Source organism: Serratia sp. 22278, assembly GCF_052045405.1.
GTDB lineage: Bacteria > Pseudomonadota > Gammaproteobacteria > Enterobacterales > Enterobacteriaceae > Serratia > Serratia marcescens.
Genome location: NZ_JBQEOW010000005.1, coordinates 191,120 through 205,547 on the forward strand (window position 1 = coordinate 191,120; position 14,428 = coordinate 205,547).

A 14,428-nucleotide genomic window follows, 5' to 3' on the forward strand; every position below is an offset into this window, starting at 1 on the left:
CAGCGCCTGGCCCCAACAGCGTTATTCGCTTGGCGGCGTATAGCCTTCGATGTGCACGTCGTGCCCTTCGAACAGGAACTTGATCATTTCCTCTTCCAGCAGTTTGCGGTCATCCACGTTCATCATGTTCAGCTTCTTCTCGTTGATCAGCATGGTCTGCTTCTTCATCCACTCGCCCCAGGCTTCCTTGGAGATCTCGTTGTAGATGCGCTTGCCGACGTCGCCGGGATAAAGCTGGAAGTCCTGGCCTTCGGCGTCGCGCTGCAGGAAAGTACAAAAAATGGTGCGGCTCATGCTAATTCCTCGTCGATGGCGCTATCGCCATATAAGTTTTGTTGGATCGGGGGCTGCTTCGCCAGCTGTTGCAACAGGCGATCCACCGGCGCTGCCAGCCCGACCGACGGCGGCTGCGCTAAGTTATACCAGAGACCCGCGCCCTCATCCATGCCGCTGCCCGCCGCGTCGAGCGACAGCCACATCGGCACGATATCGAGATGGAAATGGCTGAACGTGTGGCGAAATGCGGTCAGCTGTTCCAGGCGCTTGCCTTTCAGACCGCGCTGCTGCAGCCAGAGTTCCAAATCCACGCGCGCGCTGAACTGCGGGAAGCAGAACAGGCCGCCCCACAGGCCCACCGCCGGGCGCTGTTCCAGCCACACGCGGTCGCCGTGCTGCAGCAATAAGAAGTAGGCGGTTTTTTCCGGCAGGGTCTGTTTGGGTTTCTTGCCGGGGTAGTTGGCCCAGCTGTGATTGGCGTAAGACAGACAGCCGACGTTGAGCGGGCAGAGTTCGCACTTGGGCTTGGAACGGGTGCAGACCATGGCGCCCAGATCCATCATCGCCTGGTTGAACTGGCCGACGCCCTGCGCCGGGGTGACCTCTTCGCTGATTTTCCACAGCCGGTTTTCGACCTCTTTTTTGCCCGGCCAGCCTTCCACCGCGTAGCAGCGGGCCAGCACGCGCTTCACGTTGCCGTCGAGGATCGGATAGTGTTGGCCCAGCGCCAACGACAGCACCGCGCCGGCGGTGGAACGGCCGACGCCCGGTAAATCGGCGATTTCTGCGAAGGTTGTCGGGAACTCGCCGCCGTGCTGTGCGACAATGGTCTGCGCCGCTTTGTGCAGGTTGCGGGCGCGGGCGTAATAGCCGAGGCCGGTCCACAGATGCAGCACTTCGTCCAGCGGGGCTTCCGCCAGCGCGCGCACGTTGGGAAAACGGGCCATAAAGCGCTGAAAATAAGGAATGACGGTGGCAACCTGGGTCTGTTGCAACATCACCTCGGAGAGCCATACTTGATAGGCGGTTTTTTCCAGCTGCCACGGCAGGGTTTTGCGGCCGTAGCGCTGATACCAGTCAAGCACCACCTGTGCGAATTGTTGTGCTTGCATCATGAGCAGCGTCGTTATCCGGCAGAAAATGAAGCGAGATTGCAGCATAGAGTCATGGTGCTGTAAACCGGAACTTTCCGACGCCGCACGGCGGGTACAGAAGATGAACACTTGCTAAACCAATGTATCTTTGCATAATGCGCGTTTCCCTAATTGGCAGCCAAACAGACAGAAAGCACTATGATTAATGACGTCATCTCCCCGGAATTTGATGAGAACGGCCGCGCGATGCGCCGTATCCGCAGTTTTGTCCGCCGCCAGGGGCGGCTGACCAAAGGCCAGCAGCACGCGCTGGAGAACTATTGGCCGGTGATGGGCGTGGAGTATCAGGCTGAGGCTGTCGATCTCGCCGCGCTGTTCGGCCGCGAAGCGCCGACGGTGCTGGAGATCGGTTTTGGCATGGGCGCCTCGCTGGTGACCATGGCGGGCAATAATCCGCAGCAGAACTTTTTAGGGATCGAAGTGCACTCGCCGGGCGTGGGCGCCTGCCTGGCCGACGCCCACGAGGCGAAGCTGAGCAACCTGCGCGTGATGTGCCACGATGCGGTTGAAGTGCTGGAAAACATGATCCCGGACGGCTCGCTGGACATGGTGCAGCTGTTCTTCCCCGATCCGTGGCACAAGGCGCGCCACAATAAGCGCCGCATCGTGCAAACGCCGTTTGTCGAACTGGTGCTGCGCAAGCTGAAGACCGGCGGGGTCTTCCACATGGCCACCGATTGGCAACCTTATGCGGAACATATGTTAGAGGTTATGAACGGGGTCGCAGGCTACCGTAATCTTTCCAGCGATAATGATTATGTGCCGCGTCCGGATTCGCGCCCATTGACGAAATTTGAATTACGCGGCCAGCGCCTGGGACATGGCGTTTGGGACTTGATGTTTGAGAGGAAAGAATAATGGCTAAGAACCGCAGTCGTCGTTTACGTAAAAAGTTGCACATTGAAGAATTTCAGGAGCTGGGTTTCTCCGTAGCCTGGCGCTTCGCCGAAGGCACGTCGGTGGAAGACATCGACAGCACGCTGGATACCTTCATCGATGAAGTGATCGAGCCGAACGGCCTGGCGTTTGACGGCAGCGGCTACCTGCAGTGGGAAGGTCTGATCTGCCTGCAGAAGATCGGCCACTGCACCGACGAGCATCGCGAACTGGTGAAAAGCTGGCTGGAAGCGCGCAAACTGACCGACGTTAAGGTCAGCGATCTGTTCGATATCTGGTGGGATTGATCGCGGCTGCCCGATGAGCGCGGCTTCGCGCCGCTTATTTCCCCCTAAATAATTGGATTCGCATCACGGCGGCAAGAGGGTGATTCCCCAGGAGCTTACTTCAGTAAGTGACTGGGGTGAGCGCTCGCAGCCAACACAGATGCGGATTCAAGTATGACGGGGATGGATTTAAGGTGCCTTAACGGCGCCTTTGTTTTGCCCGGAGTGTGACCGAGGTGGTAACAACATTGGATAACGCGTTGCTGGAAGAGATCCTGCAACAGGTGCGCCCGCTGATTGGCCAGGGAAAAGTGGCCGACTACATCCCGGCGTTGGCGGAAGTGCCCGCCGATCGGCTGGCGATCGCCGTGTGTACGGTGGATGGCGAACTGTTCCAGGCCGGCGACGCCGCGGAGCGCTTCTCCATCCAGTCGATCTCCAAAGTGCTGAGCCTGACGCTGGCGCTGACGCGCTATCAGGAGCCTGAGATCTGGCGGCGCGTCGGCAAAGAGCCTTCCGGCCTGCCGTTCAATTCGCTGCTGCAGCTGGAGATGGAACAGGGCAAACCGCGCAATCCGTTTATCAACCCCGGCGCGCTGGTGGTGTGCGACATGCTGCAAACCCGGCTCAGCGCCCCCAAACAGCGCATGCTGGAGGTGGTGCGTCAGTTGGCCGGCGAAGACGACCTGGCCTATGACCTGCGGGTGGCGCGCTCCGAGTTCGAACACTCCGATCGCAATGCGGCCATCGCCTATCTGATGAAATCGTTCGGCAACTTCGAAAACGACGTCATCACCGTGCTGCAAACCTATTTCCACTACTGCGCGCTGCGCATGAGCTGCGTGGAACTGGCGCGCAGCTTCGTCTATCTGGCCAATCACGGCCGCGATCTCAGCGGCGAGGCGGTGATCAGCCCGCTGCAGGCCCGGCAGATCAACGCCCTGATGATGACCAGCGGCATGTACGACGGCGCCGGCGAATTCGCCTATCGGGTGGGGATGCCGGGCAAGTCTGGCGTGGGCGGCGGCATCGTGGCCATCGTGCCGGACGAGCTGTCGATCGTCGTTTGGTCGCCGGAGCTGGATGCTTCCGGCAACTCGCTGGCGGGAACTGCGGCGCTGGAACTGTTGTCTCAACGTATCGGTCGTTCGATTTTTTAATCCCAGTCTGGATGGGAGTCAGGAGAAGCTATGTTGAAGAAAACCGGGTTAGCCTTACTGCTGCTGGCGGCGACTGCCGCGCAGGCCCACGCCGAGTACCAATGCAGCGTTAAACCCCAAGACGATGTGATCATCAGCCCGCAGAGCGTGCAGGTGAAAGGCGCCAGCGGCGACCTGCAAATATCGCCGGATGGCGACGTGATCCGCAACGGCCAGGCGCTGAGCCTGAACGACAGCCAGCGGCAGAAAGCCTTCAGTTACCAGAGCGCCTTGCGCAAGCAACTGCCGTGGATCGACGACGGCGCGCAGAAACACCTGGAGAAAGCCCGCGCAGCGCTGGATAAAGTGATCGTTAAAGAGCTGGGCAGCAACAGCAACGTGCGCAACCGGCTGACCACCCTGAACGGCCAACTGAAACAGCAGATGAACCGCATCATCGAGCACCGCAGCGACGGTCTGACCTTCCACCACCAGGCGATTGACCAGGTGGAACAGGACGGCCGCAACATCGTGCAGCAGAGCATGGGCGGCGTGCTGCAGGACAGCCTGAACGAGATGGGCGTCAAACAGGCCGCCAATAGCGGCGGCAACCCGCTGCAGGCGATCATGGGCAACCTGGGCGGCTTGCAGAAGGCGATCCAGAACGAATGGAACAATCAGGAGCAGGACTTCCAGAACTTCGGTCATGACGTGTGCAACCGCGTCACCGCACTGGAAACCCAGCGCAAGGATCTGCTGAAGGCGTTGAAGTAACGGATAGATATCGCATATCCATATCAGAGACGCTGAGGCGAAGCGAAATTCTGGTTGATACCTATCAGGCATTGTTTTTGGAGGCTTGGCTTGAGTATTTCGGCTAAACGCGTCAGCTTTGACGATGCGACGATGTGGGTCGAACTGAGCGACGCCCGAATTATTGGCGTGCCACTGGCCTGGTTTCCGCGTTTGTTGAATGCGACGCAAGAACAGCGGGCGGGGTATGAGCTCAGCGCTCGCGGCATCCATTGGGAGGCGTTGGACGAGGATGTTTCCGTTGAGGGATTGCTGAAGGGGCGTGGCGACGTGACGCATCGCCCTCATAATGCCGCCTGAACATGAAAAAAAGCGCTGATCATTCAGCGCTTTTTTTTATTCGTCGTCCGCCAGGAACAGTTCCAGCAGCGAGTTGAGGAACAGCTTGCCCTTCTCGGTAATTTGCCAATGCTCCGCGGTTTCTTCCAGATAGCCTTTGGCCAGCGCCTCGTCCAACTGCGGGCGAATGACGCTTTCCGCCAGCCCGGTGTAGTTGACGAAGTCGGCGCGCGGCGCGGCTTCCAGCAGGCGGAAGCGGTTCATGAAGAACTCGAACGGCCGATCCGCCGCCGCCACCTCATGCTGCTTGTCCATGTAGTCGCCGCGCATAAAGCCGCGCGGGTGCTTGGTCTTGGCGGTGCGCAGGATGCGCCCGTCGCTGAAGGTCACCTTGCCGTGCGCGCCGCAGCCGATCCCCAGATAGTCGCCGAAGCGCCAGTAGTTGAGATTGTGCTGGCATTGGTAGCCCGGCTTGGCGTAGGCCGAGGTTTCATACTGCTGGTATCCGGCGGCGCTCAGCAGCTGGTGGCCGCGCTCGAAGATGTCCCACAGCGCGTCGTCGTCCGGCAAGACCGGCGGGCGTGAGCTGAACAGGGTGTTCGGCTCGATGGTCAGCTGATACCACGACAGGTGCGGCGGATTGAGGGCGATCGCCTGGCGCAGATCGTCCAGCGCCTCTTCCAGCGACTGATCCGGCAGGCCATGCATCAGATCGAGGTTGAAGCTGCGCAGGCCAAGGCCGGTCGCCAGCGTCGCCGCGCGTTTGGCTTCTTCCGGGCCGTGGATGCGCCCCAGACGGTTCAACTTCTCGGCGCTGAAGCTTTGCACCCCGATGGAGATGCGGTTGACGCCGGCGCGCTGGTAGCCGCTGAAACGATCGGCTTCCACGGTGCCGGGGTTAGCCTCCATGGTGATTTCGGCGTCGTCGGCGACGCGAATGCGCGCCCGCACCCCGTCCAGCAAGGCCTGCATCGCCTCGGCGCTCAGCAGGCTGGGGGTGCCGCCGCCGATAAAGATAGTGCTGATTTCCCGGCCGCCGGCCAGCGGCAGGTCGGCATCCAGATCCGCCAACAGATGATCGACGTACTCCTGATGCGGCACGTCACCCTTCAGCGCATGGGAGTTGAAGTCACAGTACGGGCATTTCTGCACGCACCACGGGATATGGATGTAGAGACTCAGCGGGGGCAGCTTAAGCATTGCGCATGGCTTCCAACATCAGCTTCAGCGCCTTGCCGCGGTGCGAAATCGCCCGCTTCTCGTCGCGGCTTAGCTCGGCGGCGGTGCGGCCCAGCTCCGGCACGTAGAAGACAGGGTCGTAACCGAAGCCGCCTTCACCGGCGGCCTGCTCAGTGATTTCGCCGGCCCAACTGCCGTGGAACACCAGTGGCGTCGGGTCTGCCGCATGGCGCAGATAGACCAGCACGCAATGGAATTGCGCGCCGCGCCGGCCCGGCGCCACGTCTTTCAACGCCGCCAGCAGCTTGTCGAGGTTTTGCCGATCGTCGGCATCTTCGCCGGCATAGCGTGCGGAGTAGATGCCCGGCGCGCCGCCCAGCGCGTCCACTGCCAGACCGGAGTCGTCGGCGATCGCCGGCAGGCCGGTGACCTGTGCCGCATGGCGCGCTTTCAGGATGGCGTTTTCGATAAACGTCAGGCCAGTTTCTTCGGCGGATTCCACGCCCAGATCGGTTTGCGCGACCACGTCCAGGCCGAAATCGGCCAACAGGTCGGCAAGTTCGCGCACTTTGCCCGGGTTACCGGTGGCAAGAACGACTTTTTGCATAAGTGACTACCTTGAAAATTATTCGATGAGCGCCGCGACCACGGCGGGGATCTGTTGCGGATTCACGATGCGTAACTGTTTATGCCGCCCCAGTTCGCCTTTCTCGATGGTGACGTTGCTTTTCGCCACTTTGAACTGCTTGGCGATAAACTTGATCAGATGGGCGTTGGCTTGGCCGTCGACCGGCGGGGCGGTGATGGCGACTTTTAGTTCGTCGCCATGCAAGCCGATAATTTGGTCGCGGCTGGCTTTCGGCTGAATATATAGCCTGATCGCCAGCCCGTCCAGCACCGGAGTGACCGCACTCACAGCAGGAACCAGATCTCGCCGAACAGATCCATGCCCAGGTAGTTGATCAGATAGAGGATCAGGATCACTACCATGGCGGAAAAGTCGATGCCGCCCATCGCCGGGATGATGCGACGGATCGGCGCCATCAAGGGTTCGGTCAGTTGGTACATCACGTAGTCGATCGGGCTGCGGCCCTGGCTTACCCAGCTCATCAGCGCACGAATGATCATCACCCAGAAGATCAGGTAGCCGGCGGACTTCACCAGCGAGATCAGACCGAACAGCAGGTTATACGGGCTGAGCGACATCGCGCCGCCCTGAATCAGCAGCAGCAGCGGGTACTTGATGGTCATCAGCAGGAACGCCAGCAGCAGCGAAGCGCTGTCGATGGGCCCCAGTGACGGGATGATGCGGCGCAGTGGGCCGACCACCGGCTGGGTGATCTTCACCACAAACTGTGAGAACGGGTTGTAAAAATCGGTGCGCGCCCACTGCATCCAAATGCGCAGCAACAGCACCATCACGTACAGATCAATAACGGTCTTGACCAGGAAAGTCAGCGTTAGCATGAAGTGGTCCTTCTCCTTAACTCGCGGTTATTTAAAATAATTTTTCCATCTCTTGGGCGCGGGAAACGGCGGCCTGCATCGCTTGCCCCACGGTTTCCGGCAGTTGGCGTTCGTTGAACACCCGCAGCGCTTCGGCGGTAGTGCCGCCTTTGGAGGTCACCTGTTCGCGCAGCGTGCCCAGCGGCGTATCCGGGTTGGCTTCCACCAATGCGGCGGCGCCGGAAGCGGCCTGTTGCACCAGATCGCGCGCGGTCTGGCTGTCGAAGCCCATGCGCTCGGCCTCTTTTTGCATCGCCTCCATAAACAGGAAGAAATAGGCCGGGGCGCTGCCCGCGGCGGCGATCACGCCGTTGATGCCATTTTCGTCATCGACCCAGCAAACTTTACCGACCGACGCCATTAAATCGCCGGTGTAATCGCGATCCCGCTGGCTGACCTGCGCCGGCGCGTACAGCCCGCTCATGCCCTTGCCGACCAGCGACGGAGTGTTGGGCATGATGCGCACGATGTCCAGCTTGTCGCCGAGCAGCTGATAGAAACGGCTGACCTGAATGCCGGCGGCGATCGACAGCACCAGCTTGCCGCTGAAATCGACCTGCTCGCGCAGCGGCTGGCAAACGTCGGCCATCAGCTGCGGTTTGACCGCCAGCACCACCACCTCGGCCTCGCGCGCGCAGGCGACGTTGTCGCCGCTGCTGACGATGCCGTAGTCCGCCGCCAGTGCGTCACGGTTTTTCGCCGAGGGGGCGCAGACGCTGATGGATTTGGCTGGATAGCCGCCCGCCACCAGGCCGGCGATGATTGCACGCGCCATGTTGCCGGCGCCGATAAAGGTAATCTTGCGATGTTGCATCAAATCCCTCGTCTGTGTGTCAGGCCTGCGAGTAGTCGCGGGCGCCAAAAATTGCGGTGCCGATGCGCACCAGGGTGCTGCCTGCGGCGATCGCCGCCGCCATATCGTCCGTCATGCCCATCGACAGCGTATCGGCCTGCGGATAACGCTGGCGCAGGGCGAGAAAGGCGTCGTTCATCCGGCTGAATACCGCCAACTGCCGCTGATAATCCGCTTCCGGCGCCGGGATGGCCATCAGGCCGCGCAGCGTCAGGTTCGGCAGCGCGACGATCGCGTCGGCCAACGCCGGCAGCTCGGCCAACGCAATGCCGGATTTGCTTTGCTCGTCGCTGATGTTGATTTGAATCAGCACGTTGAGCGGCGGCATGTCGGCCGGGCGCTGATCGCTCAGGCGCTGGGCGATGCGCAGCCGATCCACGGTATGACACCAGGCGAAATGTTCCGCCACCAGCCGACTCTTATTGGATTGCAGCGGGCCGATAAAGTGCCACACCAACTCATCGCCCTGCGGCGACTCGGCGAAATGCCGGATCTTGTCTACCCCTTCCTGCACGTAGTTCTCGCCGAAGGCGCGCTGGCCGGCGGCGATGGCTTCTTCGATCGCCGCCACAGGTTTGGTTTTGCTGACTGCAAGCAGAGCAACTTCTTCCGGCGCCCGCGCGCAATTTCGCGCGGCGGCCGCGATGCGGTTTCTGACATCCTGCAGGTTCTGTTGGATAGTGCTCATTATTGACCCGGGAGAGTGATATGGATATCGATGAATTCGTGGCCCTTAGTGTAAAGCATAATGCTTCCGATCTGCACCTTTGTGCCGGTCATCCGCCGATGTTGCGCATCGACGGTGAACTGCAGCCGCTGGCGGCGGCGCCAACGCTGACGGCGCAAGGCGTGCAGGCCCTCTGCGACGGATTGCTGAATGCGCAGCAGCGCGAGAGCCTGCGGCGGCTGGGGCAGGTCGATCTGGCGTTGCACAGGCCGGGCGGGGAGCGGCTGCGGGCCAACGTTTTTCAACAAAGCGCGGGGATTTCTCTCGCGTTGCGGCGTATCGCCGCGCAATCGCCTTCGCTTGCCGAGCTGGCGGCGCCGGCCATTGTCCCGGCGTTGCTGCGGCGCGACAACGGGCTTATCCTGGTCACCGGCGCCACCGGCAGCGGCAAGTCCACCACGTTGGCGGCGATGATCGACGAGATCAACCGGCACCAGCAGCGGCACGTTTTGACGCTGGAGGATCCGATCGAGTTCCTGCACCGCAGCCGGCGATCGCTGATCCAGCAGCGGGAGATCGGCCGCGACAGCCACAGCTTCGATGCGGCGTTGCGCGCCGCGCTGCGCGAAGATCCGGATGTGATCCTGCTGGGCGAGCTGCGCGATACCGCCACCATCCGGCTGGCGCTCACTGCGGCGGAGACCGGCCACCTGGTGCTGGCGACGCTGCATACCCGCAGCGCGGCGCAGGCGGTAGAACGGCTGGTGGACGTGTTTCCCGCGGAAGAGAAACCCTATGTGCGCGCCCAGCTGGCCGGCAGCCTGCAGGCGGTGATCGCGCAAAAGCTGATGAGGCGCCCCGGCGGCGGACGCGTGGCGATCTTTGAAGTGCTGACGGCGACGGCGGCGGTCAGCAACCTGATCCGTGAAGGGAAAACGCATCAGTTGGCGAGCGTGTTGCAAACCGGCGCGCAGTCCGGCATGCAAACCTTTGAGCAAGGTTTGCAGCAGCGGATCGACGCCGGTGTGTTGGGGGACTGCGCGGGGGAGGGAACGGGCGTTTAGCCCAGCTGCCGTTCGAACCAGCTTTCGAGGATAACCACCGCCGAGGCGGAATCCACGCTGCCTTTGTCGAGCGCGCGGAAGCCGCCGCGATCGAACAGGTTGGCGCGCGCCTCCACGGTGCTCAGACGCTCGTCATGCAGATCGATCTGGATGCCGAAGCGGCCGTGCAGGCGGTTGGCGAACTTGCGCGCCTGGGCGGTAACGGGTTGTTCGGTGCCATCCATGTTCAGCGGCAGGCCGACCACCACCAAATCCGGTTGCCACTCCTTCAGCAGCTTTTCGATTTTCAGCCAGTCCGGCGAGCCGTCCTGCGCTTTGAAAGCCGGCAAGGCGCGGGCGCTGCCGGTCAACTCCTGGCCGACGGCCGCGCCGATGCTTTTGGTGCCGAAGTCGAAGGCGATAATGGTGCGGTTGCTCATCAGGCGTGTCCTGCGTGGTTGGCGATGCTGCGAATGTCGATACCCAAAAGGTTCCCCGCCTCGCGCCAGCGGCTGGCGATCGGCGTGCGGAACAAAATGTCGGTGTTGGCTTCGATGGTCAGCCAGGCGTTTTCCAATACTTCCTGCTCCAACTGGCCCTTTTCCCAACCCGCATAACCCAGTGCCACCAGCACGTCGTCCGGTTGCTCTGGCGTGCCGAGCGTTTCCAGCACGTCTTTCGAGGTGGTGATCATGGTGTTGGGCGAAATTTGAATGCTGGCGCCGAAGCCGTGGCGCGGCGTATGCAGGATAAACCCGCGATCGTCCGCCAGGGGGCCGCCGGCGAACACCGGCTTGTCCAGGCTGATGGCCGGATCGCGCGCAGGCGGCATGATCTTCAGCTTGCTCAGCACCGTGGCTACCGTGAACTGCTCCACCGGTTTATTGATCACCAAACCCATGGCGCCTTCTTCGTTATGCTCGCAGACGTAAATCACCGAGCGTTTGAAGCGAGGATCCTGCAGCGTTGGCATGGCGATCAGAAAATGGTGCTGTAAATTCATGGCGTTAGTATAAGGTAATCAATGGGTGAGAAAATAAACAGCCGCCAGTATGCGGCTATACCCGCCGCCTTTCAAGCCGTTGCCGAAAGGCGCGCTTTGGCGGGCGCGATACGGGATAGCGGGCGGCATACCGCCCGCATGACGCATTACTTCGCCGCCAGGCGCTTTTCAATCGCGTCCATCAGCATGCCGGTAATCGAAATCGGGAATGCCGCCTCAATCTCGCGTGCGCAGGTTGGGCTGGTCACGTTGATCTCGGTCAGGCGATCGCCGATCACGTCCAGGCCGACGAAGATCAGCCCTTTCTCTTTCAGCGTCGGGGCGACGGCGCGGGCGATTTTCCAGTCGCTTTCGCTCAGCGGGCGCGCTTCGCCGCGGCCGCCGGCCGCCAGGTTGCCGCGGGTCTCGCCCTGCGCCGGAATGCGCGCCAGGCAGTAAGGCACCGGCTCGCCGTCCACCACCAGGATGCGTTTGTCGCCGTCCTTGATCGCCGGCAGGAAGTTCTGCGCCATGCAGAAACGGCTGCCGTGTTCGGTCAGGGTTTCGATGATCACCGACAGGTTAGGATCGTCCTGCTTCACGCGGAAGATAGACGCGCCGCCCATGCCGTCCAGCGGTTTCAGGATGATGTCGCCGTGCTGCTGGTGGAATTCGCGGATGTGCGCGGCGCTGCGGCTGACCAGCGTATCCGGCGTCAGTTCCGAGAACCAGGCGGTGAACAGCTTCTCGTTGCAGTCGCGCAGACTTTGCGGCTTGTTGACCACCAGCGTGCCTTTAACTTCGGCGCGTTCCAGAATGTAGGTCGCATAGATGTATTCGGTATCGAACGGCGGATCCTTGCGCATCAGGATCACGTCCAGTTCGTGCAGCGCCAGATCCTGCTCGGCGCCGAAGCTGAACCAGCTCTCCTTGTCTTCCTTCACGCTCAGCAGGCGGGTGCGCGCGCGCCCGTCACCGGCGTGCAGATAGAGATCGTTCATCTCCATGTAGTGCAATTCGTAACCGCGGCGCTGCGCTTCGAGCAGCATGGCGAAGCTGGTGTCTTTCTTGATGTTGATGGAATCGATAGGATCCATCACGATGCCGAGCTTAATCATCTTTTCTCCTTTAACCCAGGTCGCCGAAGCGGACCTGCAGAGCGGTAATGGCGGTGAGCGCTGTGGTTTCGGTACGCAGAACGCGTGGTCCCAGCAGAATATCAGTAAATCCGTGGTCGGTGGTCATGGCGATTTCGTCGGCGGACAAACCGCCTTCCGGGCCGATCAGCAGGCGAACATGATCCACCGGCTGCGGCAGCGTGTTGATGCTGTGGCTGGCGCGCGGGTGCAGGTTGAGTTTCAGGCTGCCGTCCTGCTCGGCGCACCAGGCTTCCAGCGACATCGCCTCGCGGATTTCGGGAATGCGGTTGCGGCCGCACTGTTCGCAGGCAGCGATGGCAATCTTTTGCCATTGCTGGATTTTCTTCGCCAGACGCTCGCCGTCCAACTTCACGCCGCAGCGCTCGGAAAACAGCGGGGTGATGACGTTGACGCCCAGCTCGATGGATTTCTGGATGGTGAACTCCATCTTCTCGCCGCGCGAGATCACCTGGCCCAGGTGCAGGTTGAGCGGCGATTCGATGTCATCCACGCGGCCGTCGCCGAGGCGCACCAGCACGCTCTTTTTGTCCACCCGGACTATCTCGGCGTCGAACACCTGGTTGCTGCCGTCGAACAGCTGCAGCGCCTGGCCGGCGCTCATGCGCAGCACGCGCCCGACGTGGTTGGCGGCGTCCTCGCTGAGGGCGATCTCCGCCCGGTCGGTCAACGGCTGCGGATGGTAAATGCGGGGTATGCGCATGGGTAGTCTGATCCTGACGAAACGGCGCCGCGGGTTGGCGGCGCCATGAAAGATAAAGGCTATAGTAGGTTAGCTTTTCCGCTGCTGACAAGCCTGTTGAATATAGGGGTTGTGGTTGCCCTGCACCTTGGCGATACGTGCTTCGCGCTGACATTCCCATTGGCTCACCGGATATTGCCGGTTCCACACCTCGAACAGCCGGGTTTGCTGGCGTGACAGCCGCAGCTGGTAGCGATCGCGCATGTAGAAGTAGGTGCGGGCAATGGCGCCGCGCGCGCGGGCGGGCGGCTCCGCCTGTTTATTCTTGAAATCCACCTTCATCGGGCATTGCCCGTACTGGCCCGCGCCGCCGTTCCATTGGCTGTACATGAAGTTGTTGCGGTCGCCGTTCACTTCGCCGATCGCCGGCTGCAGGTTGTGCAGATCGGTTTCGATCTGGCGATAGGTGGCGTCTTTGTTGCAGTTCTTGCGCCCGCCGTCCTGCCAGCACTGCAGCTGGTGGCCGAACTGCCAGGCCGGCACCACGTGTTCCCACTCGATACGCTGCGCGCGTTGGGCGTTTTTACGCACCTGATAGCCGCAGCCGGCGAGATCTGGGATGCCCTTCTTGCCTTGCCAGTCGATGCGGCAGCCGCAGTAAAAACTGCCCGGCGCATCCTGGTTAATCTTGGCCGCCGCCGCCTTGGCCTGAGAAAAATTATTGATGCCGTGCGCCTGTACGGCGCCTGCGGCGAAAACCGCCATAAACAAAATTCTGCGAAGCATATTCCAAAACAGCTCAAAATTGGAAAAGCAGGCAGGGTAACGGAACTTGCCGGCAGTGGCAAATGGCGATATTTGCTTGTTTTAACGTATAAATCGTTTAACTAAAGGTTCTCGCTAGCAAGAAATTTCAGTTTTTCGCCGCACCGGCGGCAGCGGTATTCGCTTTCGCCGCGCAGCACGCGGTTATGGCGGCGAATGGTGAGCTGGTGCTGTCCGCAGCCGCAGCGGTAGGGGAAGGTTTTGCTTTGCACCGAGGCGGTTTCGAAACGGTGAGTGCGGCTGGCGGGGGTCAGCAGTACGCTTTCCATCATCCAGCGCCATTCGCGGCCGTGCGGCGCCACCCGGCCGAATTGGCGAAACACCAGCAGGTGCGCCAGCTCGTGCGGCACCACTTCATCGATAAACGGCTGTTGGTTTTCCAGCAGCAGCACCGGGTTCAGACGGATTTCCCAGCTTTGCAGCCAGGCGGTGCCCGCGCTGGTGCCGCGTTGCTGATAGACGATGCTGGGTTCGGGGAACTCGACGGCAAAATGCCGGCGTGCCAACTGCAGCTTTTCTCGCAGGCAGCGCATCACCGCTTGTTGCAGCGCGATGGGGATTCTCGGTTTGTTCATTGCGGCCTAGCTTAAGCAATGGCGCGGCGGCTGACAATATGCCCCGGCCTAAATCCGCATCCGACGCTTTCTTGGCGCTGTGCGCCGGTTTTTCGCCACATTGATAAGACGATCGCCGTCGATGGATTGTAATCA

20 protein-coding genes are annotated in these 14,428 nt (G+C 61.2%); 6 read left to right on the plus strand and 14 right to left on the minus strand.

What is annotated here, in order from left to right; all coding sequences use genetic code 11:
- Nucleotides 1-21: 21 nt before the first annotated feature.
- Nucleotides 22-294, minus strand: coding sequence for an oxidative damage protection protein (locus ACTJJ6_RS12530; protein WP_004937404.1), 273 nt, complete (start codon nt 292-294; stop codon nt 22-24).
- Nucleotides 291-1,391, minus strand: coding sequence for an A/G-specific adenine glycosylase (mutY, locus tag ACTJJ6_RS12535; protein ID WP_004937408.1), 1,101 nt, complete (start codon nt 1,389-1,391; stop codon nt 291-293). Before mutY ends, ACTJJ6_RS12530 begins: the two co-directional genes overlap by 4 nt.
- 177 nt (nt 1,392-1,568) lie before the next feature.
- On the opposite strand from mutY, the gene trmB reads away from it, so the two are divergent.
- From trmB to ACTJJ6_RS12560, 5 genes are all read left to right on the plus strand, one after another.
- On the plus strand, nt 1,569-2,288 hold the full coding sequence (gene trmB, locus ACTJJ6_RS12540) for a tRNA (guanosine(46)-N7)-methyltransferase TrmB (RefSeq protein WP_016930097.1): 720 nt from the start codon (nt 1,569-1,571) through the stop codon (nt 2,286-2,288).
- The gene (locus ACTJJ6_RS12545; RefSeq protein WP_049300553.1) at nt 2,288-2,614 is read left to right on the plus strand and encodes a YggL family protein; all 327 of its coding nucleotides are present in this window, start codon (nt 2,288-2,290) and stop codon (nt 2,612-2,614) included. Before trmB ends, ACTJJ6_RS12545 begins: the two co-directional genes overlap by 1 nt.
- A 215-nt stretch (nt 2,615-2,829) precedes the next feature.
- Nucleotides 2,830-3,753: a glutaminase B gene (gene glsB / locus ACTJJ6_RS12550; protein ID WP_004937414.1), complete on the plus strand. Its 924-nt coding sequence runs from the start codon at nt 2,830-2,832 to the stop codon at nt 3,751-3,753.
- A 30-nt stretch (nt 3,754-3,783) separates the two neighbouring features.
- A complete protein-coding gene (locus tag ACTJJ6_RS12555) occupies nt 3,784-4,506 on the plus strand; it encodes a DUF2884 domain-containing protein (protein ID WP_033639389.1) in 723 nt (240 codons plus the stop codon).
- Between the two features lie 90 nt (nt 4,507-4,596).
- Nucleotides 4,597-4,845, plus strand: a complete 249-nt coding sequence (locus tag ACTJJ6_RS12560; protein WP_143779450.1) for a DUF2442 domain-containing protein — start codon at nt 4,597-4,599, stop codon at nt 4,843-4,845.
- 36 nt (nt 4,846-4,881) lie between these two features.
- Here ACTJJ6_RS12560 and hemW read toward each other — a convergent pair whose 3' ends face one another.
- The 6 genes from hemW to ACTJJ6_RS12590 are packed head-to-tail and all read right to left on the minus strand — an operon-like array spanning nt 4,882 to nt 9,050.
- Nucleotides 4,882-6,024: a radical SAM family heme chaperone HemW gene (hemW, locus tag ACTJJ6_RS12565; protein ID WP_048796774.1), complete on the minus strand. Its 1,143-nt coding sequence runs from the start codon at nt 6,022-6,024 to the stop codon at nt 4,882-4,884.
- On the minus strand, nt 6,017-6,610 hold the full coding sequence (locus tag ACTJJ6_RS12570; RefSeq protein ID WP_016930092.1) for an XTP/dITP diphosphatase: 594 nt from the start codon (nt 6,608-6,610) through the stop codon (nt 6,017-6,019). The genes hemW and ACTJJ6_RS12570 overlap by 8 nt, the downstream gene beginning before the upstream one ends.
- A gap of 18 nt (nt 6,611-6,628) precedes the next feature.
- Nucleotides 6,629-6,919, minus strand: a complete 291-nt coding sequence (yggU, locus tag ACTJJ6_RS12575) for a DUF167 family protein YggU (RefSeq protein WP_004948014.1) — start codon at nt 6,917-6,919, stop codon at nt 6,629-6,631.
- Nucleotides 6,916-7,470, minus strand: a complete 555-nt coding sequence (locus tag ACTJJ6_RS12580) for a YggT family protein (protein WP_004937436.1) — start codon at nt 7,468-7,470, stop codon at nt 6,916-6,918. The genes yggU and ACTJJ6_RS12580 overlap by 4 nt, the downstream gene beginning before the upstream one ends.
- Before the next feature lie 31 nt (nt 7,471-7,501).
- Nucleotides 7,502-8,323, minus strand: coding sequence for a pyrroline-5-carboxylate reductase (gene proC, locus ACTJJ6_RS12585; protein ID WP_033639391.1), 822 nt, complete (start codon nt 8,321-8,323; stop codon nt 7,502-7,504).
- Nucleotides 8,324-8,342: 19 nt separating this feature from the next.
- Complete coding sequence (locus ACTJJ6_RS12590; protein WP_049300549.1) at nt 8,343-9,050, minus strand: YggS family pyridoxal phosphate-dependent enzyme; 708 nt, start codon at nt 9,048-9,050, stop codon at nt 8,343-8,345.
- Nucleotides 9,051-9,070: 20 nt separating this feature from the next.
- Between ACTJJ6_RS12590 and ACTJJ6_RS12595 the strand changes: the two genes are divergently transcribed.
- Nucleotides 9,071-10,093, plus strand: a complete 1,023-nt coding sequence (locus tag ACTJJ6_RS12595) for a type IV pilus twitching motility protein PilT (RefSeq protein WP_440803614.1) — start codon at nt 9,071-9,073, stop codon at nt 10,091-10,093.
- Here the strand turns inward: ACTJJ6_RS12595 and ruvX are convergent.
- From ruvX to ACTJJ6_RS12625, 6 genes are all read right to left on the minus strand, one after another.
- Entirely contained in the window at nt 10,090-10,512 is a 423-nt protein-coding gene (ruvX, locus tag ACTJJ6_RS12600; protein ID WP_015379046.1) for a Holliday junction resolvase RuvX, read from the minus strand. The genes ACTJJ6_RS12595 and ruvX overlap by 4 nt on opposite strands.
- Nucleotides 10,512-11,075, minus strand: a complete 564-nt coding sequence (locus ACTJJ6_RS12605) for a YqgE/AlgH family protein (RefSeq protein WP_033635940.1) — start codon at nt 11,073-11,075, stop codon at nt 10,512-10,514. The genes ruvX and ACTJJ6_RS12605 overlap by 1 nt, the downstream gene beginning before the upstream one ends.
- Before the next feature lie 146 nt (nt 11,076-11,221).
- On the minus strand, nt 11,222-12,172 hold the full coding sequence (gshB, locus tag ACTJJ6_RS12610) for a glutathione synthase (protein ID WP_143779453.1): 951 nt from the start codon (nt 12,170-12,172) through the stop codon (nt 11,222-11,224).
- Nucleotides 12,173-12,182: 10 nt separating this feature from the next.
- Nucleotides 12,183-12,914 carry a 16S rRNA (uracil(1498)-N(3))-methyltransferase gene (gene rsmE, locus ACTJJ6_RS12615; RefSeq protein ID WP_049300547.1) on the minus strand — a complete coding sequence of 244 codons (732 nt, stop codon included), beginning with the start codon at nt 12,912-12,914 and terminating at the stop codon, nt 12,183-12,185.
- Between the two features lie 69 nt (nt 12,915-12,983).
- Complete coding sequence (endA, locus tag ACTJJ6_RS12620; RefSeq protein ID WP_049300546.1) at nt 12,984-13,679, minus strand: deoxyribonuclease I; 696 nt, start codon at nt 13,677-13,679, stop codon at nt 12,984-12,986.
- A 101-nt stretch (nt 13,680-13,780) separates the two neighbouring features.
- Entirely contained in the window at nt 13,781-14,293 is a 513-nt protein-coding gene (locus ACTJJ6_RS12625; protein ID WP_016930082.1) for a SprT family zinc-dependent metalloprotease, read from the minus strand.
- Between the last annotated feature and the right edge of the window lie 135 nt (nt 14,294-14,428).

Bases quoted from the DNA above. Each gene is read 5' to 3' on its own strand.
- ruvX (WP_015379046.1), bottom strand. From the start codon at position 10,512: ATGAGCAACCGCACCATTATCGCCTTCGACTTCGGCACCAAAAGCATC.
- ACTJJ6_RS12530 (WP_004937404.1), bottom strand. From the start codon at position 294: ATGAGCCGCACCATTTTTTGTACTTTCCTGCAGCGCGACGCCGAAGGC.
- trmB (WP_016930097.1), top strand. From the start codon at position 1,569: ATGATTAATGACGTCATCTCCCCGGAATTTGATGAGAACGGCCGCGCG.
- rsmE (WP_049300547.1), bottom strand. From the start codon at position 12,914: ATGCGCATACCCCGCATTTACCATCCGCAGCCGTTGACCGACCGGGCG.
- ACTJJ6_RS12570 (WP_016930092.1), bottom strand. From the start codon at position 6,610: ATGCAAAAAGTCGTTCTTGCCACCGGTAACCCGGGCAAAGTGCGCGAA.
- proC (WP_033639391.1), bottom strand. From the start codon at position 8,323: ATGCAACATCGCAAGATTACCTTTATCGGCGCCGGCAACATGGCGCGT.
- ACTJJ6_RS12590 (WP_049300549.1), bottom strand. From the start codon at position 9,050: ATGAGCACTATCCAACAGAACCTGCAGGATGTCAGAAACCGCATCGCG.
- hemW (WP_048796774.1), bottom strand. From the start codon at position 6,024: ATGCTTAAGCTGCCCCCGCTGAGTCTCTACATCCATATCCCGTGGTGC.
- mutY (WP_004937408.1), bottom strand. From the start codon at position 1,391: ATGATGCAAGCACAACAATTCGCACAGGTGGTGCTTGACTGGTATCAG.
- ACTJJ6_RS12580 (WP_004937436.1), bottom strand. From the start codon at position 7,470: ATGCTAACGCTGACTTTCCTGGTCAAGACCGTTATTGATCTGTACGTG.
- ACTJJ6_RS12545 (WP_049300553.1), top strand. From the start codon at position 2,288: ATGGCTAAGAACCGCAGTCGTCGTTTACGTAAAAAGTTGCACATTGAA.
- ACTJJ6_RS12555 (WP_033639389.1), top strand. From the start codon at position 3,784: ATGTTGAAGAAAACCGGGTTAGCCTTACTGCTGCTGGCGGCGACTGCC.
- gshB (WP_143779453.1), bottom strand. From the start codon at position 12,172: ATGATTAAGCTCGGCATCGTGATGGATCCTATCGATTCCATCAACATC.
- endA (WP_049300546.1), bottom strand. From the start codon at position 13,679: ATGCTTCGCAGAATTTTGTTTATGGCGGTTTTCGCCGCAGGCGCCGTA.
- ACTJJ6_RS12625 (WP_016930082.1), bottom strand. From the start codon at position 14,293: ATGAACAAACCGAGAATCCCCATCGCGCTGCAACAAGCGGTGATGCGC.
- ACTJJ6_RS12595 (WP_440803614.1), top strand. From the start codon at position 9,071: ATGGATATCGATGAATTCGTGGCCCTTAGTGTAAAGCATAATGCTTCC.
- ACTJJ6_RS12605 (WP_033635940.1), bottom strand. From the start codon at position 11,075: ATGAATTTACAGCACCATTTTCTGATCGCCATGCCAACGCTGCAGGAT.